This is a genomic window from Rhodococcus sp. 06-418-5 (assembly GCF_002258285.1).
GTDB lineage: Bacteria > Actinomycetota > Actinomycetes > Mycobacteriales > Mycobacteriaceae > Rhodococcoides.
Genome location: NZ_NOYE01000012.1, coordinates 1 through 24,222, shown reverse-complemented (window position 1 = coordinate 24,222; position 24,222 = coordinate 1). Strand labels below are relative to the sequence as shown.

Genomic DNA, 24,222 nt, shown 5'->3' with positions numbered 1-24,222 from the left:
GCCTCTCCTGTTGACTGAGTATCTGTTCCCAGGCTATCGGGTCCGCGCGGCGGCACCACCGGCTGCCCGAGCGAGCAGGAGTGGAACCGGCGAATCGACCGACCGTCGAGAACCCGCTCTACCCGTTTCGTCCGGCTCGCGCCAGGATTCGAGCCCGTTTTCGGGGCAGGATGTTCGCGCGGGCGATATCTCCCTGGTAGTGCGCCGATACCCGCGGATCCATCACCCGACGCCACAGCGGCGGAATTGCGGCGAGGATCACCATCGACGCATAGCCGGCGGGCAACTGCGGGGCCTCGTCGCAGGAGAGCAGGGTCTGATATCGCTTGCCCGGATTGGCATGGTGGTCGCTGTGCCGCTGCAGGTGGTACAGAAATATGTTGGTGCAGATTCTGTCGCTGTTCCAGCTGTGGCGAGGCGAGCACCGAACGTATTTCCCGCGATCGTTCGTTTCGCGGAGCAGGGCGTAGTGCTCCACGTAGTTCACCATCTCGAGCAGGACGAATCCGACGACGGCCTGCACCAGAAGATACGGCGCGATGGACCAGCCGAACACGATCAGCAACGAACCGAACAGCACGACACTGAGCAGCCACGTGTGCAGCAGCGCGTTGGAAGGGCTGGCGACCGAGCGGCCCTTGCGCCGGAGTCGTTGCGCCTCGAGCTTCCAGGCGGAGGCAAGGCCGCGGATCGTGCTGCGCGGCACGAAGGTCCACACACTCTCGCCCAGTCGTGCGCTCGCGGGATCCTCCGGCGTCGCCACCCGGACGTGGTGACCGCGATTGTGTTCGACGAAGAAGTGTCCGTACAGCGTCTGGGACAGGGCGACCTTGGCCAACCAGCGCTCGTGCTGCTCGATGCGATGGCCCAGTTCGTGAGCGGCGTTGATGCCCGTGCCTGCCACCAGGCCCACCGTGACCGCGAGGCCGATCTTGTCCACCACGCTCAGATCGCCGTAGGCCCACATCCAGCAGGCGACGAAGAGTCCGACGAACTGCACGGGCAGAAACAGATACGTACACCATCGGTAGTACCGATCGTTCTGCAATTTTTCGCTGGCCGACGCATCCGGATTGTGTCCGTCCTCGCCCGCGATCAGATCGATCACCGGAATGATCACGAAGAACACCAGCACGCCGCTCCACCAGAAGAGCGGCATGCCCGTCCAGTAGACCAACTGCGACGGTAGTAGCGCCGACGCCGGGGCCAACAGCCCCAGCATCCACAGATAACGTTTGTTGTCCCGCCAGCGAACCGACCGTTCACTGGCCTTCGAATCCCGCCCCCCGAAAGCGACACCCGAATCCTCCGTAGAAGTGATTCGGCCGTCCACACTCACTGTTGCAACACCCTCTCATCGAACTTTTTGAGTCCTCCAAGTCTGTTTTCGAGGGTATAACATTCCCACGGTCTGATGTGACGCTATCTAAATTCGCCGCACAATCGCTGGTCAGCGGTCATGAACGCCCGGCGCTGTCACTGCATGGGTCAGCGCTCGGGCTTCTCGGTCCTGGACTTGCCTGCTTCTCGCAGCCCCATCACCGAGTGACGCCTGCCGTACAGGACGTAGATCACGACGCCTGCGGCCATCCAGACCAGGAACCGCAACCACGTCTCCACCGACAGGTTGAGCATCAGCCACAAGCAGGCCAGGACGGCGAGAATCGGCACCAACGGAACCCACGGCACCCGGAAGCCACGCTCGAGGTCGGGTCGAGTCCGGCGCAGAACCAGCACACCCGCAGACACCAGCACGAACGCGAACAGCGTGCCGATGTTCACCATCTCCTCCAGCGTTCCCAGCGGAACGAAGGCAGCGAGGAGACCGACGATGACACCCACCAGAATCGTCGTCCGAACCGGCGTGCCCTTGCTTCCGGTGTGTGCCAGTCCCCGCGGCACCAGTCCGTCGCGCGACATCGCGAAGAGCACTCGGGTCTGCCCCAGCATCAACACCATCACCACGGTCGTGAGACCGGCGAGGGCACCGAACGAGATGATGTTCTTGGCCCAGGTCAACCCGTTCAGCTCGAACGCCGTCGCCAGCGTGGAGCTGTCGCCGGCCAGATCGGTGTACTTGACCATTCCGGTCAGCACCAACGTGACGGCCACGTAGAGCACGGTCACGATCGCGAGCGATCCGAGAATCCCGCGCGGCAGTGCCTTCTGGGGTTCCCTGGTCTCCTCCGCGGTCGTGGCGACCACGTCGAAACCGATGAACGCGAAGAACACCAGTGACGCCGCAGCCAACAGTCCGTACCAACCGAAGGTGCTGCCGCCGGCACCGGTGACGAACGAGAACAGCGACTGGTGCAGCCCCTCGCCGGTCGACGCAGGCTCCGACGGCGGAATGTAGGGATCGTAGTTGGCGACCTTGATGTAGAACGCGCCGACGACCACGACGAAGAGAACGACGATGACCTTCACCGCGGTGATCACCAGCGACACCCGTGAGGACAACTTGGTACCCGACGCGATCAGCACCGTCAGGACCACCACGATCAGCAGTGCGCCCCAGTCGAAATTCAGAGAACCGATCTCGAGCACCGGAGCGGACGTACCGAGCAGATCGCCCAGATAGAGCGACCATGCCTTCGCCACCACGGCGGCTGCGAGGCCGAACTCGAGGATCAGATCCCATCCGATGATCCATGCGATGAACTCGCCGAACGCCGCGTACGAGAACGTGTACGCACTTCCCGCCACGGGCACCGTCGACGCGAACTCCGCGTAGCACAGCGCCGCGAGGCCACAGGCGATCGCCGCGAGCACGAAGGCCAACGACACAGCCGGTCCCGCAACGTTTCCTGCGGTCCGCGCGGTCAGGGTGAAGATGCCGGCACCGACGGCGACGGCGACGCCGAACACGGTCAGATCCCAGGATCCGAGTTCTTTCCGAAGTTTCGTGTCCGGCTCGTCGGTGTCCTCGATCGACTGCTCGATCGATTTGGTCCGGAACCAACCCGTCGTACGTGGGGTCTTCGCGGGCCGGTCTGCTCTGGTCATCGGGTCTCCGTATCGCCACTTCACATCTACCGACGGATCACCGAACTCATCCGTCACTTCGATTCACTGTGGCATCAGACTATTGCCTACGGGCACGCCATCGGACCGATCTCACGGTTCGAATCGGCAGACGCTCCGCGAACGCGCGATCTACAGGCGGCCAACAGAGGCCACGAACACCTCGGCCTCGCCCGAGTCGGCGGTCACGGTGACCGATTCGTCTGCAGCGGGTATCCATGCCGAGCTGCCCTGGGGCACCGTCAGCTCGAACTGTCGGTCTGCGGTAGCGGCGACGACGGTGCCACTCGTGCACAACAGAATTCTCGGGCCGGAGCCGGGAACGGCGACCGTCTCCCCCGCCGCAACCGAAGTCCGACTCAGCGCGAATTCCGGTGCAGGCGTCGGATACAGATAGGTCGGTCGATCGTCGACACCCGGAGTGATGGGCGAGATGTCGGCAGGCTCGAAATCGAGCACCCGCAACAGTTCCGGGACGTCGACGTGTTTGGGGGTCAGTCCGCCGCGCAGCACGTTGTCGGAGTTCGCCATGATCTCGACCCCGGTGCCGCGCAGATACGCGTGCAGATTTCCGGCGTCGAGGTACAGACCCTGGCCGGGAGTCAGATTCACCCGATTGAGCAGCAGCGCCGCGAGCACTCCGGCGTCACCGGGATACGACTCCCCGAGCTCGAGCAGAGTTCTGGCCTCGGCGGCGAATCGTCCACCGTCCGTGCGTGCGGGCCCGGAAAGATAGTCGATGCATCCTTGGGCGACGGCAGGCAACATGTCGTCGAGTGCCTGCCCGGGCAGCGTGATCCACGAGGTGAACACGGTGCGCAGGCCCGAGGCATCGGGCTGGGCGGCCAGCAGAGTTCGATACCCGCTCAGGGCGGGGACGGCCAACGCGTCGAGCAGTTCGACGGTCTCGGTAGGACGCCGGAAGCCTGCCAACGCCTCGAATTCCGTGAGCGCGACGATCAGTTCGGGCTTGTGGTTCGGATCCCGGTAGTTGCGTACCGGAGAGTCGATCGGGACACCCGCGGCGTTCTCGCGTGCAAAGCCTTCACGTGCCTGAGCACTGCTGGGATGCGCCTGCAGAGACAAGGGCTCTTCCGCGGCAAGCAGTTTGAGCAGGTACGGCAGGCGTGACTCGTACTGCTGCGCGGAGCCACCGAGATGAGTACCCGGATCGTCGTCGATCAGCGTGAGCAGCGGGGTGCTGCCGCCCTCGTGCACCACATGCGCGGAGTCGGCCGGATGAGCGCCGAGCCAGATTTCTGCCTCGGGATGATCGGACGGCACCGGGCGTCCCTGAATTCGAGCCAGAGCGGTTCGCGAACCCCATGCGTAGGACCGAACCGCGCCTCGCAAGAGCTGCACTAGCTACCGCCCATCAACAGCAGGTACGCGGCAGTGGTGTCCAACCGCGTGGCCAACACGGACATCGTGTCGAGCACCGAGAGTCTATCCGGATCCCGCACCGGTGGGGGGCCGTCGAATTCGGAACGTGCGTGCTCGCCACCGAACAGCGCCTCGCTGGAATCGGCGAGCAACATTTCCGACTCCGGTACACCTGCGATTCGTCGTTCGGTCATCGCGCGATCGACGTCCGAGGCCACCACGACGACGCGCATCGGCAGCGCAGGCGGTGGTCCGTCGAGCTGCTCGTCGTGAAAGAACGAGTCGAATGTCTGTGATGTGCCGGATGATTCGACGACGGACGCCCGAATGGACGCGGCAATGACGTCACCCAATTCCCCCGCACCGACGACGACACCCGCCACGCGCAGCAGCACCTCGCTGCCGTGCCGAGCGACCTCGACCGCAGCAGGACTGCCCCCGGTCAGCACAACGCGTCGACCGTTCAACCCACTGGCGAGGGCCTTGGCCGGATTGTGGAACATCTCGTTGGACGGGCTGTTCCTCACCGCCTCCGCGTCGAGCAGGTCCGCAAGACGAGACAAATTGGGCAGCAACGTCTTCCACGATCCGCCGGCAACCGCCCCGAGTACCGCAACGAACGCCGCGAGGTAACGCATCAGCGCATTGTGGTCACGAACCGCGATTCGCGGCGGCAACCACATGACCCTGGCTCCCCGGACGGCACGCAGCGGCCCCTCCTCGGGGGCAACCACCACGACTTCGGCACCACGCCGGGATGCCGCGTCGACCGACTCTGCCAGCCGCGGATCCCCTGCGTCGTCGCCTGCCACCACCACCACGTCGAGTGGGCCGATCCACGGCGGGGTACCGGTGCTTCGCACGAGGGGGACGCCGAGGCGGTCACCGAGCGCAGCGACCAGCAGTGACGCTGCTCGACTGCTACGCCCGTCGCCGGTCACGATCACCACGCTCCGGGGACGCAGATCGGCCAGCCGGGCGAGGACCGACTCGTCGACCGCGGTCGCGACGGCACGAACCTGAGCGCCCGCCAGCGCTGCGCTGCGCAGGGAGCCCTCGCGATCGGCTGCGATGAGAGCATCCGAATCGTCGAGATCGACCAGAGACGACACTGCCGTCATGGCTGCGACACCTCCCCTTACGTCACCCGCTCGAAACGTCTGCATACCCACTCACGGGCCCTCGGTAACCACTATTCCAGTCCGGCGCGAACGATGCTCAAGATCTCCGTCGAAAGTGCGTCGACTTCTTCGCGGGTCCGCGCTTCCACATTGAGTCGAAGCAGGGGTTCGGTGTTGGATGCCCGCAGGTTGAACCAGCCGCCGTCGGACAACTCGACCGTCACGCCGTCGAGGCGGTCGATTCCGGCGGTCCGATCGGCGAACGCCGCGAGCACGGCCTCGGTCCGTTCGGCTGCGTCACCGACCGTCGAGTTGATCTCTCCCGACGCGCTGTAGGTCTCGTAGGTGGCCATCATCTCCGACAAGGGGCGATCCTGTGCACCGAAAGCCGCGAGAACGTGCAGCGCAGCAAGCATGCCCGAGTCCGCTCCCCAGAAATCACGGAAGTAGTAGTGCGCCGAGTGCTCGCCACCGAAAACGGCTCCGGTGTCGGCCATCTGCTGCTTGATGAAAGAGTGGCCGACGCGGGTGCGGACCGGCGTGCCACCGAGCTTCTCGACCAGCTCAGGTACCGCACGGGAGGTGATCAGATTGTGGATGACGACCGCGCCCGGCTCCTTGGCCAGCTCGCGCTCGGCCACCAGGCAGGTCACCGCCGACGGTGACACCGGGTCGCCCTTCTCGTCGACGACGAAGCACCGATCGGCGTCGCCGTCGAAGGCAAGGCCGATCTCGGAGCCGGTCTCGACGACGAATCGCTGCAGGTCCACCAGGTTCGCCGGGTCGAGTGGATTGGCCTCGTGATTGGGAAAGCTGCCGTCGAGTTCGAAGAACAACGGTTCGATCGTCACCGGCAGCGGCGCGAACACAGCGGGCACGGTGTGCCCGCCCATGCCGTTGCCTGCATCCACCGCGATCTTCATGGCGCGAATCCCCGACAGATCGACCAGTTCGCGCAGGAACTGCGCGTACTCGGTCAGCACGTCACGAGACGTCACGGTCCCGGCGGGGCCGTCGAACTCCGGTACCCCGTCCACCAATTCGGCCTTCACCGTGGCCAGACCGGTGTCCTGGCCCACGGGCTTCGCACCGGCGCGGCAGAGCTTGATCCCGTTGTACTTCGCCGGGTTGTGACTGGCGGTGAACATCGCTCCCGGGCATTCGAGCAGGCCCGAGGCGAAGTAGAGCTGATCGGTCGACGCCAGGCCGATGTGCACGACGTCGAGCCCCTGAGCGGTGACGCCGTCGGCGAACGCACGAGAGAGTGCGGGCGACGAATCACGCATGTCGTGCCCGATGACCACCGAACGCGCGGCCCCCGCCTCGTCACGAACCAATCGAGCGAACGACGCACCGACGTCGCGCACGAACGCCTCGTCGATCTGCTCGCCCACGACGCCTCGGACGTCGTATGCCTTGATGACGGCGTTCACGGATTCTGCGGTTCGGGCCACGAAGATTCTCCTGGTGATCGTTGTCGACGACGCCGCACATCGGCGTCGGAAATCGAGCGTCGGTAGCGGTGCGATCCACACCAAGTATCGGCTGAACCTTGCGGTCCGTTTCTGTCCTGCTCCCCGAACCTTGCCAGACGGCAGACGGACCGGCCAGTCGGACCGACGGACGCCACACTCGGTGTCCTCGGGCGGCTCAGGACGTGGGGTCGGGAAGAACTCGGAGGTGGCCGCGCCTGCCCGTTCGGACGGCCGGAGCGGATCGGCGTTCGGTCTCGGACGGCCGGGAGATCGAGCGATCGTAGCTCTCGCGATCCTCGGATCGGACGCGATCGCCGCGACCCGCTTCGCGTACGGCTTCGGCGAGCGCCGTCAGATCGTCCTCGTCGGGGCTCGACGTCGAGTAGCCGCCTTCGTAGCGCACCAGTTCCCAGCCCTTGGGAGCGGTGGTGGTCGACGCGTGCACCTCGCACAGATCCCAGGAATGCGGTTCGTCGACTGTGGCCAGCGGTCCGACGACCGCGGTGGAATCGGAGTAGACGTATGTGAGCGTCGCAACGGCAGAACGGTTGCAACCAGGCCTGCAGCAGCCACGCAGTGATCTCACGAGTGCAGAGTATCCGGTGGGTGCAACCGACCGAACGACCGACACACCGGACGAGCGCGATAACCTCCTCGTATGCCTCGTTTCTCATCCGCGCGCCGGATCACTTCTCGGTCCGTGGCCCGACACGGACGCGGCATCCGCGGACCGGTTCTGCCCGAGGACATCCCGGCGCGGCGCTCACGGGCGGAGAAGTTCGACCGGCTGGTGCTCGAGGCGTTCGCGCGGATCGATCATCGGTGGCACGAGAAGCTCTCGAAGCTCGACATCGCCGTGGACGAGGTACCCAAGATCAGGGCGTTGGATCCGGAATCGGTGACGTGGCCACCCGAGGTGGTGGCGGAGGGTCCGGTACCGCTCTCACGCCTGGTACCCGCCGGCATCGACAAGCGCGGGGAGACGACACGCGCCAGAGTGGTGCTGTTTCGGCGCCCGTTGGAACGACGCGCCAAGCATCCGGAGGATTTGGAGGATCTGTTGTTCGAGGTTCTGGTCGAGCAGGTGGCCACGTATCTCGGAATCGACCCGGACGAGGTCGACCCGGCCGGGGAGTGACCGACGCGTCGGGAGACCGAACCGAACTGCTCAGCCGATTCCGCGCTTGAGCCTGCGACGCTCCCGCTCGGACAGCCCGCCCCAGATGCCGAACCGCTCGTCGTTGGCGAGCGCGTACTCGAGGCACTCGTCCTTGACCTCGCAGCCGAGGCAGATGCGCTTCGCCTCGCGGGTGGATCCGCCCTTCTCCGGGAAGAAGGCCTCGGGGTCGGTCTGCGCACACAGTGCGCGTTCCTGCCACTGGTCCTCGATTTCCTCGAACATCTCGTCGAAACCCGCGACGAGACTGAGGAACGGCTTGGCCGGTGGAACCGACTCGGCGACGAACGGCATCGAGTCGACGTCGGAATCCGAATCGAGTTCCGCGTCGGCGTCGATGACGTCGACGTCGTCGGTCTCGTCCGTCGGGACGACGTACGCAGAACCCGCATCGATCGAGACGCTGGAATCTGCGCCGATGCCGGACTCGGTTTGCGGCGCGTCGTCGACAGCGCTGAGATGTGCAGTGGGTCCGCCCCGCTGATCACGTGTCACGTGCTGGTCATACATCGCTTCCGCCTCCTCACCTGTGGTAGCGCAGATACTTTCGGTCCTCGTGTTCTCGAATACCTTGCCCCGCGCGGTCATTCGATCGAGCTGGTCCAACGTGCCGGATCCGACTCTCGACCTCTACTCGACGTCCAGTCAGGGACGAACAGGAAGGGAACGAGTGTTCGAAACCAGGTTCGCCGCAATCGAACTCGTGCTGCGAACACTGAATGACATACCTGTGATTAGACACGTCCAGGTGTGTCGCGGTCAAGCCGATCGCGCAAATCCAATACCATCACATGCCCGAAATCGGCGCTCTCCCCGAATCGAAGCCCGTCCCGTGCGTGTCGCATCGGTTCTGGCACGCGCAAACCGTCCACACGGACGTTGCGGCACGGGGTGGGCGCTCACCCCGCACCAGCGCAACCCCATTAGGCTCGCGTGTTGTGAAAGTTACTGTTCTGGTCGGCGGCGTCGGTGGCGCTCGGTTTCTGCAGGGCCTGAAAACGTTGTTCGGCGACGAGCCCGAGCACGAGATCACCGCCGTGGTCAACGTCGGCGACGACGTGTGGATGCACGGACTCCGCATCTGCCCGGATCTCGACACCTGCATGTACACCCTCGGCGGCGGGATCGACACCGATCGAGGCTGGGGTCGGATCGCGGAGACCTGGAACGCTCGAGACGAGTTGGCATCCTACGGTGCCGATCCCGACTGGTTCGGACTCGGCGACCGCGACATCGCCACGCACCTGATCCGCAGTCGTATGTTGCGCACCGGCTTTCCGCTGTCCGCCGTCACCGAAGCTCTGTGCAACCGTTGGCAACCGGGAGTCCGGCTGCTGCCCGTCACCGACGATCGCTCCGAGACCCATGTCGTCGTCACCGATCCCGACGACCCGAGCGGCGAGCAGCAGCGCGCAATTCACTTCCAGGAGTGGTGGGTTCGGTATCGCGCACAGATCCCGACCCACAGCTTCGCCAACATCGGAGCCGAACAGGCAACTCCGGCACCGGGAGTCGTCGAGGCGATCACCGAGGCCGACGCCGTCGTCCTCGCGCCGTCCAACCCGGTGGTCAGTGTCGGTGCGATCCTCGCAGTGCCGGGTATCCGCGGTGCGCTTCGCACGACGGATGCCAAAGTCGTCGGCCTGTCCCCCGTCGTCGACGGTAAGCCGTTGCGCGGCATGGCCGACGAGTGCCTGTCCGTCATCGGAGTCGAGACCACGGCGCAGGCGGTGGGCCGTCATTACGGAAGCCGGAGCGGTACCGGCATTCTCGACGCATGGCTGGTGCACACCACCGATACGGCGGTCGTCGACGGTGTGGACGTGCAGTCGGTTCCGTTGCTGATGACCGACCCCGAGACCACTGCAGTGATGGCACGCACTGCACTGCGCGCAGCCGGACTCGACCTGTGACCGACTCCCACACCACACACACCGCACCCAGTGATCACGCGCCCGGCGGGGCCATCGAAATTCTTCCGGTGACCGGGCTCCCCGAGTTCCGGCCGGGCGACGATCTCGCTGCGACCGTCGCGGACCGTGCGCCATGGTTGCGTGACGGCGACATCCTCATCGTCACCAGCAAGATTCTCTCCAAGGTCGAGGGCCGTCTCGTACAGGCACCTCGCGATGCAGACGAGCGAGATGCCGCCCGCAGAGTCCTGGTGGAACAGGAAGCCGTACGCATCGTCGCCCGCAAGGGCCGCACCCTCATCACCGAGAATCGACTCGGCATCGTGCAGGCCGCGTCGGGAATCGACGGCTCCAACGTCGACGGCGGCGAACTGGCGCTGCTGCCCGAGAACCCCGACGCCAGTGCCGCAGCACTCCGCACTGCCCTCGGGTCGCTCCTGGGGGTGACGGTCGCCGTGGTCGTCACCGACACCATGGGGCGGGCGTGGCGGATCGGCCAGACCGACGCCGCCATCGGAGCGGCGGGCCTCGGCGTCCTACATGCATACGCCGGAGCCGAGGACGGCCAAGGGAACGAGCTCGTCGTCACCGAGGTCGCGATCGCCGACGAGCTCGCTGCCGCAGGCGATCTGGTGAAAGGCAAGCTGGGCGGGGTTCCGATCGCCGTGGTGCGCGGACTGACTCCGGTCGACGACGGTTCCACCGCCGCAGCCCTCCTGCGCGGGGGTGAGGACGATCTGTTCTGGCTCGGCACCGCCGAGGCACTCGATCGTGGTCGACGCGAAGCCCTCCTGCTCCGACGGTCGGTGCGCTCGTTCACCGACGAACCCGTCGATCCCGACTCCGTTCGTGCTGCCGTGTCCGATGCCCTCACCGCCCCTGCTCCGCACCACACCCGTCCGGTCCGCTTCGTCTGGGTCAGGACACCCGCGCTGCGCCGCCGGCTGCTCGAGGCGATGCGAGAGCAATGGCGAGCCGACCTGACCGCAGACGGCCTGAGCGAGGAGCGAACAGCCGCACGACTGAGCCGCGGCGACATTCTGTTCGACGCTCCGGAGATCGTGATCCCGTTCTGTGTGCCCGACGGCGCACACTCGTACCCCGACGAGCGGCGACGGGCGGCGGAGGACACGATGTTCACCGTCGCCGTCGGCGCGGCCGTACAGGCTTTGCTCGTCGCTCTCGCGGTTCGTGACCTGGGCAGCTGTTGGATCGGCTCGACGATCTTCGCGGCCGACACCGTGCGCGCCGAACTCGGCCTGCGAGCGGATTGGAAAGCCATGGGGGCCATCGCGATCGGGCACTCCGCCGAGCCGCTGACCGTGCGGGAGCCAGTGGTGCCCGGCTCCTCGCTGCTGGAGGTCTGAAGCGTGTCGGCGGCGACGCCGCGTCGTTCGACACTGTGGAACTCGGTCGGCACGGCCCTGCACGGCTGGGCACCCTCCGACTCGGGAGACGAATCGCTCCGGCACACCATGCTGGCGTTTCTCGACAGCAATCCCGACGCCTGCCTGCGCGCCAACCGGGCCGGACACTTCACCGCGTCCTCGCTGGTCCTCGACGCATCGGGAGCCCATGTGCTGCTGACGCTTCATCCCAAGGTCGGTCGGTGGATTCAACTCGGTGGCCACTGCGAACCGACCGACGAGACCGTGGTCGACGCCGCGCTACGGGAGGCCACCGAGGAATCCGGGATCGCCGATCTGACCATCGATCCGATACTGCTCTCGGCGCACACCCACCCGATCACGTGCTCGCTCGGCGCACCGACGCGGCACCTCGACCTCAGATTCCTGGTCCGGGCCCCGGACGGCGCGCGAGCGGTCCGCAGCGAGGAATCGACGGATCTGCGCTGGTGGCCGGTCGATGCATTGCCCGACGACGCCGAGCGAGAGACGATCGACCACCTCGTCGCACTCGCTGCCCGCCGCCGCTGACGGCGAGCACGCCTCAGACGTCGGTGGAGAAGCGGACTCCACCGTCGGGCAACTTGACCCCGGGCCACACGCGCGCGCCGCGGAGCAACTCGCAGCGAGCACCGATGTCGGCACCGTCTCCGATGACCGCGTCGCGCACCAGTGCGCGGGGTCCGATACGGGCCCCGAAGCCGAGGATGGATCTCTCGACGACGGCCCCTGCTTCGACGATCGCACCGTCGAACACGACGGCCCCGTCGAGGCGGGCACCCGCCCCGATCTCGGCACCGCGTCCGACGACGGTTCCACCGATCAGCAAGGCACCAGGGGCCACGCCTGCACCCGGATGAACAAGTGATTCGCCGCGATCACCGTGCAGTGCAGGCGACGGCGCGATGCCGCGAACCAGATCGGCCGAGCCCTTGACGAAATCCTCCGGTGTTCCCATGTCGCGCCAGTAGGCACTGTCGACGTGCCCGTAGACCTTCTTGTCCTCGGCCAGCAAGGCGGGGAACACCTCTCGCTCCACCGACACCGGGCGATCGGACGGAATGGACTCGATGATCTCGCGCTTGAAGACGTAGCAGCCCGCGTTGATCTGATCGGTCGGCGGATCCTGAGTCTTTTCGAGAAACGCTGTCACCCGGCCTGATTCGTCCGTCGGTACGCAACCGAACGCGCGCGGGTCACCGACGCGAACCAGATGCAACGTGACGTCCGCATCGGTGGTTCGGTGCGTATCGAGCACCGCTGTCAGATCGGTGCCGCCCAGGACGTCGCCGTTGAAGACCATGACGTTCTCGGCGCGCAGACGCGGCAGTACGTTTCTGATACCTCCACCGGTGCCCATCGGCTCGGTCTCGAAGACGTACTCGAGTTCGATGCCGAGCGAGGATCCGTCCCCGAAATGCTGCTCGAACACTTCGGCTTTGAACGATGTACCGAGAACCACGTGCTCGATGCCTGCGGCCTTGATGCGCGCCAGCAGGTGCGTGAGGAACGGCAACCCAGCGGTGGGGAGCATCGGCTTGGGTGCCGAGAGCGTCAGCGGCCGGAGCCGAGTTCCCTTGCCGCCCACCAAGATGACTGCGTCGGTACGTGCGGCACCCGATGTGGAACTATCCGACATGTCCAGCCTCTGTTCTCTCGTCCGATACTCGTCCGTCAACTGCCCGCGCCCGAAGCGCTCCGGCCACAACGATCTTCGAGCGAAGACCGAGACCTGCGCGCAGGGCCCATCGTAAGGGAGCCTGCCACGTCCGGTCGTGCCGATCGGCCTGGAAGCGGTACGCGCTGGTGTGATGTGCGGGCAACATCACTTCCGGATGCCGTCCTGCCGCATGACCTTTCGAGTGGGTCACCTCGACATCGGGAACGTAGACGTTGTGCCAGCCCGCTCTTCCGAGCCGGTCGCCGAGATCCACGTCCTCCATGTACATGAAGTAGCGCGAGTCGAATCCACCGATCGAGTCGAATGCCGAACGCCGCAGCAACAGGCACGATCCCGACAGCCACCCCACCGGACGCTCGCTGACCGTCTCGTTCTCCTGGCGATACCGCCGAGTCCACGGGTTCGTCGGCCACAGTTTGCCCAACACCGCATGGCCTGCACCGGACGTGAGATCGGGCACCGACCGTGCCGACGGGTAACGCGAGCCGTCGGGCTCACGAATGAGCGGTCCGAGGGCACCCGCCCGTGGCCAACGCGCCGCAGCGTCGAGCAGGCCGTCGAGGGATCCGGGATGCCACCGCACGTCGGGGTTGGCCACGACGACGAACTCGACGTCGGGGTCGATCTCGGCCACCGCGCGGTTGACCGCTGCGCCGTAACCGATGTTCGCTCCGGTTCGCAGCAGTTCCGCCTCCTCGAACGCGGCCTCGGCTGCCTCGGGCGTGCCGTCGACCGAGCCGTTGTCCGCCATGATCACCCGAAGGGGACGCGTCGTCGCCTCACGCAGAGACGTCAGGAACTGGTCAAGGTATTCGCCGGGTGAATAGGTCACCGTCACCACGGCCAGCTCGGAACTCACGCGGGCAAGACTAGCCCGATCTCGCGTCCGACCCTCATGTCGACTGCGTCAAGGCGGCCGCCAACGCGTCCGACCACGGCCGCGCCGGGGTCAGACCGGCATCGACCCATGCAGTCGGTGACAGCACCGAGTACGCGGGCCGAGGTGCCGGAACGACGTACTCGGCGCTCGAGCACGGCTGCACTCGCTCGGGATCGGCACCGATGCCCGCGAACACCGCGCGTGCGAGGTCGAACCAGCTGGCCTGCCCCGCATTGGTGTAGTGCAGCGTTCGACCGCGCACAGCAGGATCGGCTTCGAGCTCGAGCAGGCCCGACGCCAGATCGTGAGCGAACGTGGGCGACCCGATCTGGTCGTCGACCACCGAGATCGTCTCGCGCTCACCTTCGAGTCGACGCATCGTGGTCACGAAATTCTTGCCGGTGTTGTCGTACACCCAGGCGGTCCGCACGATCACGGCCTCGGGCAGTTCCTCGTGCACCGCGAGCTCGCCTGCGAGCTTGGTGCGTCCGTACGCCGACTGCGGTGCGGTCTTCGCATCGACCTCGTACGGTTCTGTTGCTGTGCCGTCGAACACATAATCGGTGGAGACGTGGATCAACCGGGCCCCGACACGCCCGCAGGCGCGCGCGAGATTTCGAGGGCCGTCCGCGTTGACCGCCGATGCCCGTGCCTCGTCGGTCTCGGCGGCATCGACCGCGGTGTACGCGGCACAGTTGATCACCGTTGCCCCCGCTGTCACCGCCGCAGCCACGGCGTCGGGGTCGGTGATGTCCAGGTCGGCGGAGGAATATCCGAACACCTCGACACCGTCACCTCGTTCGGCGGCCAGAGACATCACTCGGCGGCCCAACTGGCCGTGTGCACCGGTCACCACGATCGCATTCACGGTTGCCAAGTGTGGCACGCCGCGTTCGCTTCGGCGAGGCAGCGACCGGTGCCAAGTAACCTTCGAACGGCGGGGGGAACAACGAAGTAGGCGGGTGTCTCAGACCGGCCGGAAACGAGAGAGGGTCGTCACGGTGCCACGAGATCCAGGCACGCCCGGAGGTGAGCGCACTCCCCCGCCGAGGCGGAGCGCTCCCCGGCGACCCGACGGCCCCCGAGCGCGCACCGCGGGCCGCCCCACCGACCGCGGGGACGCTGCTCACCGATACGGCGACGACGAACTCCGCGGAGAAGGCAGACGGAGAACTCGCAGCGAACGTGCGGACAGATCGCGCCGGCCGGAACGACGCAGCGCTCACGGTGGCGTCGAGCAACCCGAATCCGACGGCAGGTCGCCTCGCGTCGGCGGTACCCGCTGGCCCGCGACGCACGTCGCGGTCGCGGTGCTCTCGATCCTGGTTCTGCTGGTGACCGGTTTCGCTTGGCGCAGTGTCGACAGCCTGCGCTCGAACATCGCCACCGCGGGCGGTCTCGGTCTCGGCGGAGCCGCCGACGGTGCCGTCGACATTCTCATGGTCGGCACCGACAGCCGTACCGACGCCCACGGCAACGCGTTGTCCCCCGCCGAACTCGCGTCTCTGAACGCAGGCGAAGAGGTGGCGTCCAACACCGACACGATCGTGCTGATCCGCGTCCCGAACGATGGTTCGTCGGCCACTGCGATCTCCATCCCGCGAGACTCGTACGTCGAGGTTCCCGGTATCGGGATGTCGAAGATCAATGCTGCGTACGGCGCGACGAAGGAGAACAAGCGGCTCGAATTGGTGGAGCAGGGTGTCACCGACGCCGATGCCGAATCACAGGCCACCGAAGCCGGGCGCGAGGCGCTCATCGACTCCGTCGCCAACCTCACCGGCATCACCGTCGATCACTATGCCGAGGTGGGTCTGCTCGGCTTCGTGCTGCTGACCGATGCCGTCGGCGGCGTCGAGGTGTGTCTGAACAACCCTGTGCAGGAACCACTCTCGGGTGCGAACTTCCCGGCGGGCGAGCAGAACCTCTCCGGTTCGCAGGCTCTCAGTTTCGTCCGACAGCGGCACGATCTTCCCCGCGGAGACCTGGACCGCATCGTGCGCCAGCAGGTGTTCATGGCCTCGCTGGTGCGAAGTGTGCTCAGCGCCAAGACACTGAGCAACCCCGCGAAACTGGGCCAACTCAGCACCGCAGTTCAGCGATCGGTGACGCTCGATTCCGACTGGGACATTCTGCAGTTCGCCACCCGCCTGCAGGATCTCGCAGGCGGCAAGGTCAAGTTCGAGACGATCCCGGCAGTCGACATCAATGCGACGACCGACTACGGCGAATCGATCGTGCAGGTCGATCCGGCCGCGGTGAAGAAGTACGTCGAAGGACTGCTCGGCGACGGCAATTCGGCGGAGGCCAACGCCGAGGATTCGGACGCACCGGTTGTCGATCCGTCGACGGTGACGGTCGACGTCGCGAACGACAGCGGGATCGACGGACTCGCCAACGGTGTCGCCGGCTCGCTGACTGCACTGGGATACGTCGACGGCACCATCGGAAACTACGAGGGCTCGTCGATTTCCGCGAGCCGTATCCAGGCTGCCGATGTGGACAGCGATGCCGCGCGTGCCGTGTCGGCTGCCCTGGGCGATCTGCAGATCACCGCCGACGACTCGCTGCCTGCGGACACCGTGCGCGTGGTCCTCGCGAACGACTACGCGGGGCCGGGCTCGGGGCAGGCCGCGACTGCGGAAACCATTGCTCCCGAATCGGGTACGGCGGTTCCCGAGGCACCGGCGGCTCCGATCGACGCCGGTTCCACCGGTCCGATGTGCGTCAACTGATCGGTGCCGCTCGCCGAGCGTGTGAATCGGTGGCGTCGAGCGTCATCTAGGGTGCTGGGGTGGCTTCGAATCTGACTCAGACCCTGCTCGACCCGATTCTCGCCGCCGATCCGGCCGGTCCGCGCGTGACGTTCTACGACGATGCGTCCGGTGAGCGGGTCGAGGTGTCGGCGGTGACCCTCGCGAACTGGGCCGCCAAGACCGCCAACCTGCTGCGCGACGAGTTCGCCTTCGAGGTGGGTGGCAGGGTGAGTGTACTGTTGCCCGCGCACTGGCAGACGGCTGCGGCGCTGCTGGGAGTCTGGTGGGCAGGCGGCGAGGTGGTCATCGGGGCCGACGACTCCGCGGACGTGGCGATGGTGTCGGGCGATCGGCTCGACGAGTCTCCCGAGGCGGACGAGGTGTTGGCGTTCTCGCTCGACGCGTTCGGCAAGGCGGTTCCCGATCTGCCGATCGGCATGACCGATTACGCGACGTCGGTGCGGGTGCACGGCGATCAGTTCAGGGTCGCGGGTTCCGCGAGCGCAGGCGCGGCACTGGACGGGCGTTCGGTGGACGAGGTGCTCGCTGCCGCTCGTGAGCGAGCCGACGCACGGTCGTGGACGGCCTCGGACCGGATCGCCTCCAGCGCGTCCTGGAACACGGCCGACGAGCTGATCGACGGTCTGCTCTCGGTTCTCGTCGTCGGTGCGTCATTGGTTCAGGTGGCCAATCCGGACGAGACGAAGTCCCAGCGGCGCGCCGAGACCGAAAAGGTCACCGCCACCGCTGCTCAGCCGGGCTGACGGTAGCCACCGTCGGCGAGTCCGGCCTCGATCTCGAACTTGTTCGCCGGGCCCCGATGCCGCGCTTCCTCGGCGAGGTAGCGGAACGGGAAGGTGAGCCCGAAGTTCGCCCATTGGTCTGCGTGTACGGCCTCGTGCCGAAGTACCCGACGGGCGGTGTTGCCCTTCGTCAGATAGGCACCGCCGAATGTCGTTCCGCCGCGGCCGAATCCGCCGCGCAGCCCGGTGCACACGAACAGGGAGAATTCGTCGTCGAAGCGCGCCGTACCGCGCCAGAGCCGGGCATAGAGCAACGCCAGCCGTGTCACGAGCATGGACTGCCGACTACCGCGACCTGCGCGCTCGATCTGCTCGCTGCGTGACACGGCTGCGCTCACCCGAGCAGAGTGGTGCGCAGCGCTTTGTCCTTCTCCAGCACCATGGCCTCGAGCGAGGCCTGGAACGCAGCCATCCGTTCTTGCAGAGCCGGATCGGATGCACCGAGAATCCGGACCGCGAGCAGCCCTGCGTTGCGTGCACCACCGATGGAGACGGTGGCCACGGGAACACCGGCGGGCATCTGGACGATCGAGAGCAGCGAGTCCATACCGTCGAGGTACTTCAGGGGCACCGGAACGCCGATGACCGGCAGCGGCGTCGCCGACGCGACCATGCCGGGCAGGTGGGCCGCTCCCCCGGCACCGGCGATGATCACCCGGATCCCGCGGCCTGCGGCCTCGCGCGCGTAGTCGAGCATGCGCTGCGGGGTGCGGTGCGCCGACACGACGCCCACCTCGAAGCGAATTCCGAACTCCGCCAGTGCTTCTGCTGCTGCTTCCATGGTGGGCCAGTCGGAATCGCTGCCCATGATCAGGCCCACGGCAGGAGTGGAGCCTGCGGAACGACCATCGGGGGCAGGAGTGTTGTCAGTCATCGTGCGGGTCCCATCCGTCGGTCCATTCGGCGTGCGACATCCAGTGCGCTGCGCGTTCGGCTCGCTCGCGCACCGCGGCCACGTAGGCGGGGTCGGCAAGCGAACCCGATTGCGCGCCCAGGATGTTCACGTGGCCGATCTTGCGATCCTTGCGCTCGCCCTTGCCGTACAGATGCACCTTCGCATCGGGCATGCGGGCGAACAGGTGATGCAGCCGCTCGTCCATCGTCATCTCGGGGGCCTCGGGCGCGCCCAGAATGTTGGCCATCACCGTCACCGGAGCGAGTGGATCGGTGTCGCCGAGCGGGTAGTCGAGTACCGCACGCAGGTGCTGCTCGAACTGCGAGGTGCGACACCCGTCCATGGTCCAGTGCCCGGAGTTGTGGGGGCGCATGGCGAGTTCGTTGACCAGGAGTTTGCCCGAGGTGGTCTCGAACAGTTCGACAGCGAGGTCTCCGACGACGCCGAGCGCACCGGCGATGTCGAGCGCGAGCCTGCCTGCGAACGTGGCCACGTCCTCGTCGAGGTCGGGAGCAGGTGCCAGCACGACGGCGCACTGGCCGTTGCGTTGCACGGTCTGCACGACGGGCCACGCGGCACCCTGGCCGAACGGCGACCGGGCGACCATCGCCGACAGCTCGCGGCGCATGGCGACCTTCTCCTCGACCATGAGCGGTACACCCAGGTCGAGTTGGGCAGTGACGATCGCCTCGGCTTCCTCGGCGTCGGCGGGCATCCAGACGCCGCGCCCGTCGTAGCCGCCGCGAACGGCCTTGAGTACCACCGGCCACCCGTGCTCGTCTCCGAACGCAATCGCGTCCTGCGCCCACGAGACCTCGGCGTAGGCGGGACCGGGCGCGCCGAGTTCGGCGAGCTTGCGGCGCATACGAAGTTTGTCCTGGGCGAAGATCAACGCACTCGGTGGCGGCTGCACGTTGACGCCTTCCGCCACGAGAGTCTCGAGGTGCTCGGTCGGCACCTGCTCGTGGTCGAAGGTGAGAGCGTTGGAACCGGTCGCGGCCGTGCGGAGCGCATCGAGGTCGTCGTGGTGCCCGAAGACGACGTCGGGGCTGACCTGAGCTGCCGGCTCGTCGGCACCCGCGGCGAGGACGCGAAGAGTCTGTCCGAGTTCGATGGCGGACTGGTGAGTCATTCGGGCGAGTTGCCCGCCGCCGATCATCGTCACCACGGGCATTCCGGTCGACGACGGGCGCGCAGCGGTGGGGCGCGGTTCGGTACCTGTCACGGCTCACCATGGTGTCATGTCGCGCGCATTCGGTCCGAACCGGCGTCCGGCCCGCCGGGCCACTTGCTGGGCGAGGACCTGTGGAAACCCTGATGATCGGAGCCTCGGTTCGGCGAATCCAGGGTGGGTTTCGTAGACTTCACCGTTGTGCCGACGATCGCAAGCGTGCTCCAACGCTTACCCACGCCCATTCGGGACCTCGCGATCCGGCACAGTGAGCTGATCAAGTTCGCCATCGTCGGTGGCACGACGATGGTGTTCGACCTCGTCATCTTCTACTCGCTGAGCCTGACGGTGCTCGAGCAGAAGCCGGTGATCGCCAAGATCATCTCGGGTGTTCTCGCCACCCTGCTCAGCTACTTCCTCAACCGCGAGTGGGCATTCAAGCATCGCGGCGGACGCGAGCGGCACCACGAGGCACTGCTCTTCTTCGCGATCAGCGGCATCGGCGTGCTCATCGCAGCCGGTCCCCTGTGGATCGCGAACAACGTCTTCGACATTCGCGACACCAGTGAGTCGCTGACCACGGTGGTCATCATCGACTTCGTCCTCAACTACATCATCGGCAACCTGCTGCAGATGGCATTCCGGTTCTGGGCACTGCGCCGCTTCGCCTTCCCCGAGGACAACGCGCGCACCATCTTGGAAGTGGACGCCGAACGCAACGAGGACCCGACCGACGCAGCGGACGCACTCGACCTTCCCTGAGACGATCAGCGCGGCTCGCGCCGAGGCACGGCAGCCGACGGTTCACGCCACGCAGGCAGGAAGACCGAGAAGAGCGCCGGACGGCGGCGCTGCAGTTCCAGCCTGCCACCGTCCGCCTCGATCAGCGCCCGGGCCAGCGCGAGCCCGACACCGGTGGAACCGGCTCCCGAGAATCCACGGTCGAAGATGTGCGGAGCGAGTTCGTTGCTCACCCCCGGTCCCTCGTCCGAGACCTCGACACAGACCAGTCGTTCACGGCGTCCCTCGGTGCTCTCGACCGCCGAGACGGCCCGAACCGCCACCGTGCACGCGCCTTCTCCGTGCACCAGAGAATTGTCCACCAGAACCGAGACCGCTTCGCGCAACCGCGAGCCGGTCACCGATGCCTTCAGGTCCGCATCACCCTTGAGCACCAGGGTCCGCCCCACGTCCTCGAAGTTTCGCTGCCACTCGACGACGGTGCCGATCAGTTCCTCGACGACCGAGACCTCGTGCGCGTCGGCAGCGCCGTCACTTCGAGAGGATCGAACGAGCTCGTCGATGGCGAGGGTCAGTCGGTCCACCTGATCCATCGCCTCATTGGCCTCGTCGACCACTGCCGGATCCGGGTGCGTGGAGATCTCGTCCAGACGTAGACGGACGGCGGTCAGACGGCTGCGAAGCTGATGCGAGACATCGGCGACCAACGTGTGTTCACGTTGCAGCCGCCCGGCGATCTCGACGGTCGCCGAATCGAGAACCTCCGAGACCCGATCGAGTTCTGCGATGCCGTGCCGTCGTGGGTCCGGCCGAAAGTCGCCCTCGGCCAGGCGGGCGGCGCGCCGCGCCACATCCTGCAACGGGTCGGCCAGCCGCTTGGCCGTCGCTACGGCCACGACGGTGCCTGCCATCGCCGATGCGAGAACGACGAGAGTCACCGCTCCGAGCGCCTGGCGCTGAAGGGAACGCATGTCGTCGGACGGAACTTCGAGGCGAAGCGAACCCGAGGTACCCATCGACAGCGATTCGACGAGCGGTCGAGGCACGGACGACTGCCCGATGTCCGCGCGCGACGCGGCATCCTCGGGGGTCGGGTAGATGACCACGAGCCGACCACCCTGTGGGATCGCCAACCGGAGCGAGCCGATATCGAGCTGGCCCTCGATCAGCCCCGCCGACCCTTCCTGCGAAATGATCTCGGCCGCCATTCGATCCAGGCGTGCCTGCAGGTCGTTGCGGGTGAAATCCTCCACCCACAACCACGCGGTGTACATCAGGGGTAGACCGAGCAGCAAGGCCGTCATGACGACGACAGCGAGAATCGAGACCAGAATCCGGCGCCGCATCGACCGCTAGTCGCTGTTGATACGGAAGCCGACGCCGCGCACCGTCGCGATACGACGCTCGGCCACGGGTCCTTCGTCGCCGATCTTGCGACGCAGCCAGGACATGTGCATGTCGAGGGTCTTCGATCCGCGCAGCTCCGCGTCGCCCCAGACCTCACGCAGGATCACCTCACGAGAGACGACTTGGCCCGCATGGTCGAGCAAGACCTTGAGCAGCTCGTACTCCTTGTTGGCCAGAGATATCTCGGTGCCGCTGACCAGGACGCGTCGAGCAGCGGGTTCGAGACGAATGGCACCGACCTCGATCGGGGAATCCTCCCCGGCACCACGGCGGCGGAGCAACGCACGTACGCGGGCCATGAGCTCGGCGAGCCGGAAGGGCTTGCCGACGTAGTCGTCGGCCCCGGCGTCGAGACCGACCACGAAGTCGACCTCGTCGGTTCGCGCGGTGAGCATGAGTACGGCGACCTCGGATCGGTTGGCACGCACCTGCCGACACACTTCGAGGCCGTCCATCCCCGGCAGGCCGAGGTCGAGTATCAACAGGTCGAACTTTCCATCCAGCGCGCGCTGGAGGGTTGCGGGGCCGGTCTGTTCGACGGTCACCGTGTAGCCCTCACGTCCGAGAGCTCGGGACAGGGGCGCAGCGATGGCTTCGTCGTCTTCGGCAAGCAGCACGTCGGTCACATCGGTCACCATACGGTTCGAAGGTGAGAACAGCCTGTGTTACCTGCGTTTCCCGGCTCGCCAACCTGGTTTGGACTCGACAGCCGAATCCTCGGGAATCGGCTCGAACGCTCCCTGCAGGCCGTGCACGGATTCCCGGCGGTACTCCATCGAGTCGAATACCTGCTGGTAGAGCAGGGAATGCACACGTTGTACGTGCGGAATGTCGTCGAACTCGAGCGGATCGTCCGATGCCGAGGCGATGATGAGCGTCCCGGTTCGCAACATCCGGTCGAGGAGTCCGTGGCGAAACTGCACGTTGCTGATTCGGCTCATCGGAATGTCGATGCCGGAGTGGGTGAGCACGCCCTGTCTGATCAACACTCGCCGGTCGGTGACGATGAAATGCGTGCACTTCCAGCTGATCAGCGGCACCAGGCACCGCCACACGACGATCGCCACCCACAGCACCGCGGTGGCGATCATGGCGACGTTCGCGGCGGTCGATTCGAGCCGCGCACTCGCGACTCCGAGACCGACCCCTGCCAGGCCGGTGACCAGAACGAATGTCACCGACGGCAGGACGAGCATCTTCCAGTGGGGGTGATGATGGAGCAGGAGCTCTTCCTCGTCGGCCAACGCGTCCTGTGGGTAACCCACGTGCACTCCTGACTACTCGCTTCGACTTCCGTCGAGTCGATATGGTCTCACGAGAGGGGTCGGAGATGAGTGACATCACCGGCGGCCACGGCCAGCACCGACGGCGCGTCGGACCCTTGCTGCTCGACCTCGATCACGATCCGGCCGTGATCGTCGACGTCGATTGCCGTTCCCACCTTCTCGTCGCCGCCGGGCAGATCGACTCGTACACGCTGTCCGATGGTGCCGCACCTCTCCCGGTACCGGTGGACGAGGGCGTCGGTGTTCCAGTTCGAGTCCCGCCACGAGTCCACCTCGGCGGCCATTCCCCGCAGGATCGCCCGAACCAACGTGTCGCGGTCGAGAACCGCAGCCCCTTCCAGCGCCAGAGACGTCGCCGTGGGCACCGGCAGCTCGTCGCTCGTCATCGACACGTTCACTCCGAGCCCGATGACGACGGTGGGCGAGGGCCCGTGCGCGGCGACCTCGGCCAGGATGCCCGAGACTTTCTTGCCACCGATGAGGACGTCGTTGGGCCATTTCAGTCGAGCATCGACTTCACCGACGGTGCGCAACGCGTCGACCAGTGCGATTCCGGTCATGAGCGATACCCACCCGAGCACGGCCGGATCGATTCCGGGGAACTTCAGCAGCATCGACACCAGAATCTGCGACCGCGGCACACCGGAGAACGGTCGCGCGTGCCTGCCGCGTCCGCTGTCCTGATGTTCGGCGATCAGTGCCGTCCGGTCCGCGTAATTCGCTGCGCCCGCGATCAGGTCCGCGTTGGTCGAACCGGTTTCCGCTACCACGTCCACCCGAGACCAGGAGGCCTGCGGGCCGTCCACCAGTGCCCGGCGAAGCGCGCGAACGTCCAGTGGTGGGCGATCGAGGTTTGTCCACATACGCACCAGCATATGGGCTCGGCGACAGGCCCTGGGCCTGCCGCGAACCACCCTCGGTCGGGGCGCAGATCACACTCGCAGTTAAAGTAGTGCCCCATGACCAGCGTCCAGGATTCCACTGCACACGGGTCGGCCGAAGCCCCCGATATCCATACCACTGCGGGTAAATTGGCCGATCTTCGTAAACGTCTCGCGGTTGCGGAGATTCCGTCCGGTGAGGCGGCGGTGGACAAGGTCCAC

General features: G+C 66.2%; 24 protein-coding genes. 7 read left to right on the top strand and 17 right to left on the bottom strand.

Features of this window, described 5'->3' with window-relative positions; translation table 11 throughout:
* Nucleotides 1-118 precede the first annotated feature (118 nt).
* The 6 genes from CH274_RS05760 to CH274_RS05735 all read right to left on the bottom strand — a co-directional run bounded on the left by CH274_RS05760 (nt 119) and on the right by CH274_RS05735 (nt 7,589).
* Entirely contained in the window at nt 119-1,222 is a 1,104-nt protein-coding gene (locus CH274_RS05760) for an alkane 1-monooxygenase (RefSeq protein WP_045199982.1), read from the bottom strand.
* A 266-nt stretch (nt 1,223-1,488) separates the two neighbouring features.
* Entirely contained in the window at nt 1,489-3,006 is a 1,518-nt protein-coding gene (locus tag CH274_RS05755; protein WP_032398289.1) for an amino acid permease, read from the bottom strand.
* A 150-nt stretch (nt 3,007-3,156) separates the two neighbouring features.
* Nucleotides 3,157-4,386: a mannose-6-phosphate isomerase, class I gene (gene manA / locus CH274_RS05750; RefSeq protein ID WP_094656956.1), complete on the bottom strand. Its 1,230-nt coding sequence runs from the start codon at nt 4,384-4,386 to the stop codon at nt 3,157-3,159.
* Nucleotides 4,386-5,528 carry a hypothetical protein gene (locus CH274_RS05745; protein WP_032397659.1) on the bottom strand — a complete coding sequence of 381 codons (1,143 nt, stop codon included), beginning with the start codon at nt 5,526-5,528 and terminating at the stop codon, nt 4,386-4,388. Before CH274_RS05745 ends, manA begins: the two co-directional genes overlap by 1 nt.
* A gap of 71 nt (nt 5,529-5,599) precedes the next feature.
* Nucleotides 5,600-6,982 carry a phosphomannomutase/phosphoglucomutase gene (locus CH274_RS05740; RefSeq protein ID WP_094657224.1) on the bottom strand — a complete coding sequence of 461 codons (1,383 nt, stop codon included), beginning with the start codon at nt 6,980-6,982 and terminating at the stop codon, nt 5,600-5,602.
* Nucleotides 6,983-7,178: 196 nt separating this feature from the next.
* Complete coding sequence (locus CH274_RS05735; protein ID WP_179275648.1) at nt 7,179-7,589, bottom strand: DUF3499 domain-containing protein; 411 nt, start codon at nt 7,587-7,589, stop codon at nt 7,179-7,181.
* A gap of 72 nt (nt 7,590-7,661) precedes the next feature.
* Between CH274_RS05735 and CH274_RS05730 the strand changes: the two genes are divergently transcribed.
* A complete protein-coding gene (locus tag CH274_RS05730) occupies nt 7,662-8,141 on the top strand; it encodes a metallopeptidase family protein (protein WP_032397658.1) in 480 nt (159 codons plus the stop codon).
* A gap of 30 nt (nt 8,142-8,171) precedes the next feature.
* On the opposite strand, the gene CH274_RS05725 is transcribed toward CH274_RS05730, so the two are convergent.
* Entirely contained in the window at nt 8,172-8,405 is a 234-nt protein-coding gene (locus CH274_RS05725; RefSeq protein ID WP_027496498.1) for a WhiB family transcriptional regulator, read from the bottom strand.
* A gap of 713 nt (nt 8,406-9,118) precedes the next feature.
* Between CH274_RS05725 and cofD the strand changes: the two genes are divergently transcribed.
* The 3 genes from cofD to CH274_RS05710 all read left to right on the top strand — a co-directional run bounded on the left by cofD (nt 9,119) and on the right by CH274_RS05710 (nt 12,030).
* On the top strand, nt 9,119-10,093 hold the full coding sequence (gene cofD, locus CH274_RS05720; RefSeq protein WP_094656955.1) for a 2-phospho-L-lactate transferase: 975 nt from the start codon (nt 9,119-9,121) through the stop codon (nt 10,091-10,093).
* On the top strand, nt 10,090-11,460 hold the full coding sequence (locus CH274_RS05715; protein ID WP_094656954.1) for a coenzyme F420-0:L-glutamate ligase: 1,371 nt from the start codon (nt 10,090-10,092) through the stop codon (nt 11,458-11,460). Before cofD ends, CH274_RS05715 begins: the two co-directional genes overlap by 4 nt.
* Nucleotides 11,461-11,568: 108 nt before the next feature.
* Nucleotides 11,569-12,030, top strand: coding sequence for an NUDIX hydrolase (locus tag CH274_RS05710; RefSeq protein ID WP_082074002.1), 462 nt, complete (start codon nt 11,569-11,571; stop codon nt 12,028-12,030).
* Nucleotides 12,031-12,043: 13 nt separating this feature from the next.
* On the opposite strand, the gene CH274_RS05705 is transcribed toward CH274_RS05710, so the two are convergent.
* From CH274_RS05705 to rfbD, 3 genes are read right to left on the bottom strand one after another with little or no spacing between them, the layout of a single operon-like run.
* Nucleotides 12,044-13,138, bottom strand: a complete 1,095-nt coding sequence (locus CH274_RS05705) for a sugar phosphate nucleotidyltransferase (protein ID WP_032397655.1) — start codon at nt 13,136-13,138, stop codon at nt 12,044-12,046.
* Nucleotides 13,128-14,039: a glycosyltransferase family 2 protein gene (locus tag CH274_RS05700; RefSeq protein WP_032397654.1), complete on the bottom strand. Its 912-nt coding sequence runs from the start codon at nt 14,037-14,039 to the stop codon at nt 13,128-13,130. The genes CH274_RS05705 and CH274_RS05700 overlap by 11 nt, the downstream gene beginning before the upstream one ends.
* A gap of 34 nt (nt 14,040-14,073) precedes the next feature.
* Complete coding sequence (gene rfbD, locus CH274_RS05695) at nt 14,074-14,928, bottom strand: dTDP-4-dehydrorhamnose reductase (protein WP_094656953.1); 855 nt, start codon at nt 14,926-14,928, stop codon at nt 14,074-14,076.
* Nucleotides 14,929-15,370: 442 nt separating this feature from the next.
* Between rfbD and CH274_RS05690 the strand changes: the two genes are divergently transcribed.
* Nucleotides 15,371-16,795, top strand: coding sequence for an LCP family protein (locus tag CH274_RS05690; protein ID WP_094657222.1), 1,425 nt, complete (start codon nt 15,371-15,373; stop codon nt 16,793-16,795).
* Between the two features lie 59 nt (nt 16,796-16,854).
* Nucleotides 16,855-17,580 (top strand): TIGR03089 family protein, encoded by a 726-nt coding sequence (locus CH274_RS05685; protein WP_032397652.1) that lies wholly within the window; start codon nt 16,855-16,857, stop codon nt 17,578-17,580.
* On the opposite strand, the gene CH274_RS05680 is transcribed toward CH274_RS05685, so the two are convergent.
* The 3 genes from CH274_RS05680 to CH274_RS05670 are packed head-to-tail and all read right to left on the bottom strand — an operon-like array spanning nt 17,568 to nt 19,688.
* A complete protein-coding gene (locus tag CH274_RS05680; protein ID WP_373453908.1) occupies nt 17,568-17,957 on the bottom strand; it encodes a hypothetical protein in 390 nt (129 codons plus the stop codon). The two genes, CH274_RS05685 and CH274_RS05680, sit on opposite strands and share 13 nt — an antisense overlap.
* Entirely contained in the window at nt 17,954-18,493 is a 540-nt protein-coding gene (gene purE, locus CH274_RS05675) for a 5-(carboxyamino)imidazole ribonucleotide mutase (RefSeq protein WP_094656951.1), read from the bottom strand. Before purE ends, CH274_RS05680 begins: the two co-directional genes overlap by 4 nt.
* Nucleotides 18,486-19,688: a 5-(carboxyamino)imidazole ribonucleotide synthase gene (locus CH274_RS05670; RefSeq protein ID WP_371828401.1), complete on the bottom strand. Its 1,203-nt coding sequence runs from the start codon at nt 19,686-19,688 to the stop codon at nt 18,486-18,488. Before CH274_RS05670 ends, purE begins: the two co-directional genes overlap by 8 nt.
* 198 nt (nt 19,689-19,886) lie before the next feature.
* Between CH274_RS05670 and CH274_RS05665 the strand changes: the two genes are divergently transcribed.
* Nucleotides 19,887-20,447, top strand: a complete 561-nt coding sequence (locus CH274_RS05665) for a GtrA family protein (RefSeq protein WP_179272769.1) — start codon at nt 19,887-19,889, stop codon at nt 20,445-20,447.
* A gap of 5 nt (nt 20,448-20,452) precedes the next feature.
* Here the strand turns inward: CH274_RS05665 and CH274_RS05660 are convergent, their stop codons facing one another.
* The 4 genes from CH274_RS05660 to CH274_RS05645 are packed head-to-tail and all read right to left on the bottom strand — an operon-like array spanning nt 20,453 to nt 23,982.
* Nucleotides 20,453-21,772 (bottom strand): sensor histidine kinase, encoded by a 1,320-nt coding sequence (locus tag CH274_RS05660; RefSeq protein ID WP_032397649.1) that lies wholly within the window; start codon nt 21,770-21,772, stop codon nt 20,453-20,455.
* Nucleotides 21,773-21,778: 6 nt separating this feature from the next.
* A complete protein-coding gene (locus tag CH274_RS05655) occupies nt 21,779-22,459 on the bottom strand; it encodes a response regulator transcription factor (protein WP_032398281.1) in 681 nt (226 codons plus the stop codon).
* A gap of 39 nt (nt 22,460-22,498) precedes the next feature.
* Nucleotides 22,499-23,098, bottom strand: a complete 600-nt coding sequence (locus tag CH274_RS05650) for a PH domain-containing protein (protein ID WP_045199999.1) — start codon at nt 23,096-23,098, stop codon at nt 22,499-22,501.
* Nucleotides 23,099-23,145: 47 nt separating this feature from the next.
* Nucleotides 23,146-23,982: a biotin--[acetyl-CoA-carboxylase] ligase gene (locus tag CH274_RS05645; RefSeq protein WP_094657221.1), complete on the bottom strand. Its 837-nt coding sequence runs from the start codon at nt 23,980-23,982 to the stop codon at nt 23,146-23,148.
* Between the last annotated feature and the right edge of the window lie 240 nt (nt 23,983-24,222).

Bases quoted from the DNA above. Each gene is read 5' to 3' on its own strand.
- CH274_RS05670 (WP_371828401.1), bottom strand. From the start codon at position 19,688: ATGCCCGTGGTGACGATGATCGGCGGCGGGCAACTCGCCCGAATGACT.
- CH274_RS05660 (WP_032397649.1), bottom strand. From the start codon at position 21,772: ATGCGGCGCCGGATTCTGGTCTCGATTCTCGCTGTCGTCGTCATGACG.
- CH274_RS05760 (WP_045199982.1), bottom strand. From the start codon at position 1,222: ATGCTGGGGCTGTTGGCCCCGGCGTCGGCGCTACTACCGTCGCAGTTG.
- CH274_RS05755 (WP_032398289.1), bottom strand. From the start codon at position 3,006: ATGACCAGAGCAGACCGGCCCGCGAAGACCCCACGTACGACGGGTTGG.
- CH274_RS05645 (WP_094657221.1), bottom strand. From the start codon at position 23,982: ATGTGGACAAACCTCGATCGCCCACCACTGGACGTTCGCGCGCTTCGC.
- CH274_RS05730 (WP_032397658.1), top strand. From the start codon at position 7,662: ATGCCTCGTTTCTCATCCGCGCGCCGGATCACTTCTCGGTCCGTGGCC.
- CH274_RS05725 (WP_027496498.1), bottom strand. From the start codon at position 8,405: ATGTTCGAGGAAATCGAGGACCAGTGGCAGGAACGCGCACTGTGTGCG.
- CH274_RS05745 (WP_032397659.1), bottom strand. From the start codon at position 5,528: ATGACGGCAGTGTCGTCTCTGGTCGATCTCGACGATTCGGATGCTCTC.
- CH274_RS05705 (WP_032397655.1), bottom strand. From the start codon at position 13,138: ATGTCGGATAGTTCCACATCGGGTGCCGCACGTACCGACGCAGTCATC.
- purE (WP_094656951.1), bottom strand. From the start codon at position 18,493: ATGACTGACAACACTCCTGCCCCCGATGGTCGTTCCGCAGGCTCCACT.
- CH274_RS05710 (WP_082074002.1), top strand. From the start codon at position 11,569: ATGCTGGCGTTTCTCGACAGCAATCCCGACGCCTGCCTGCGCGCCAAC.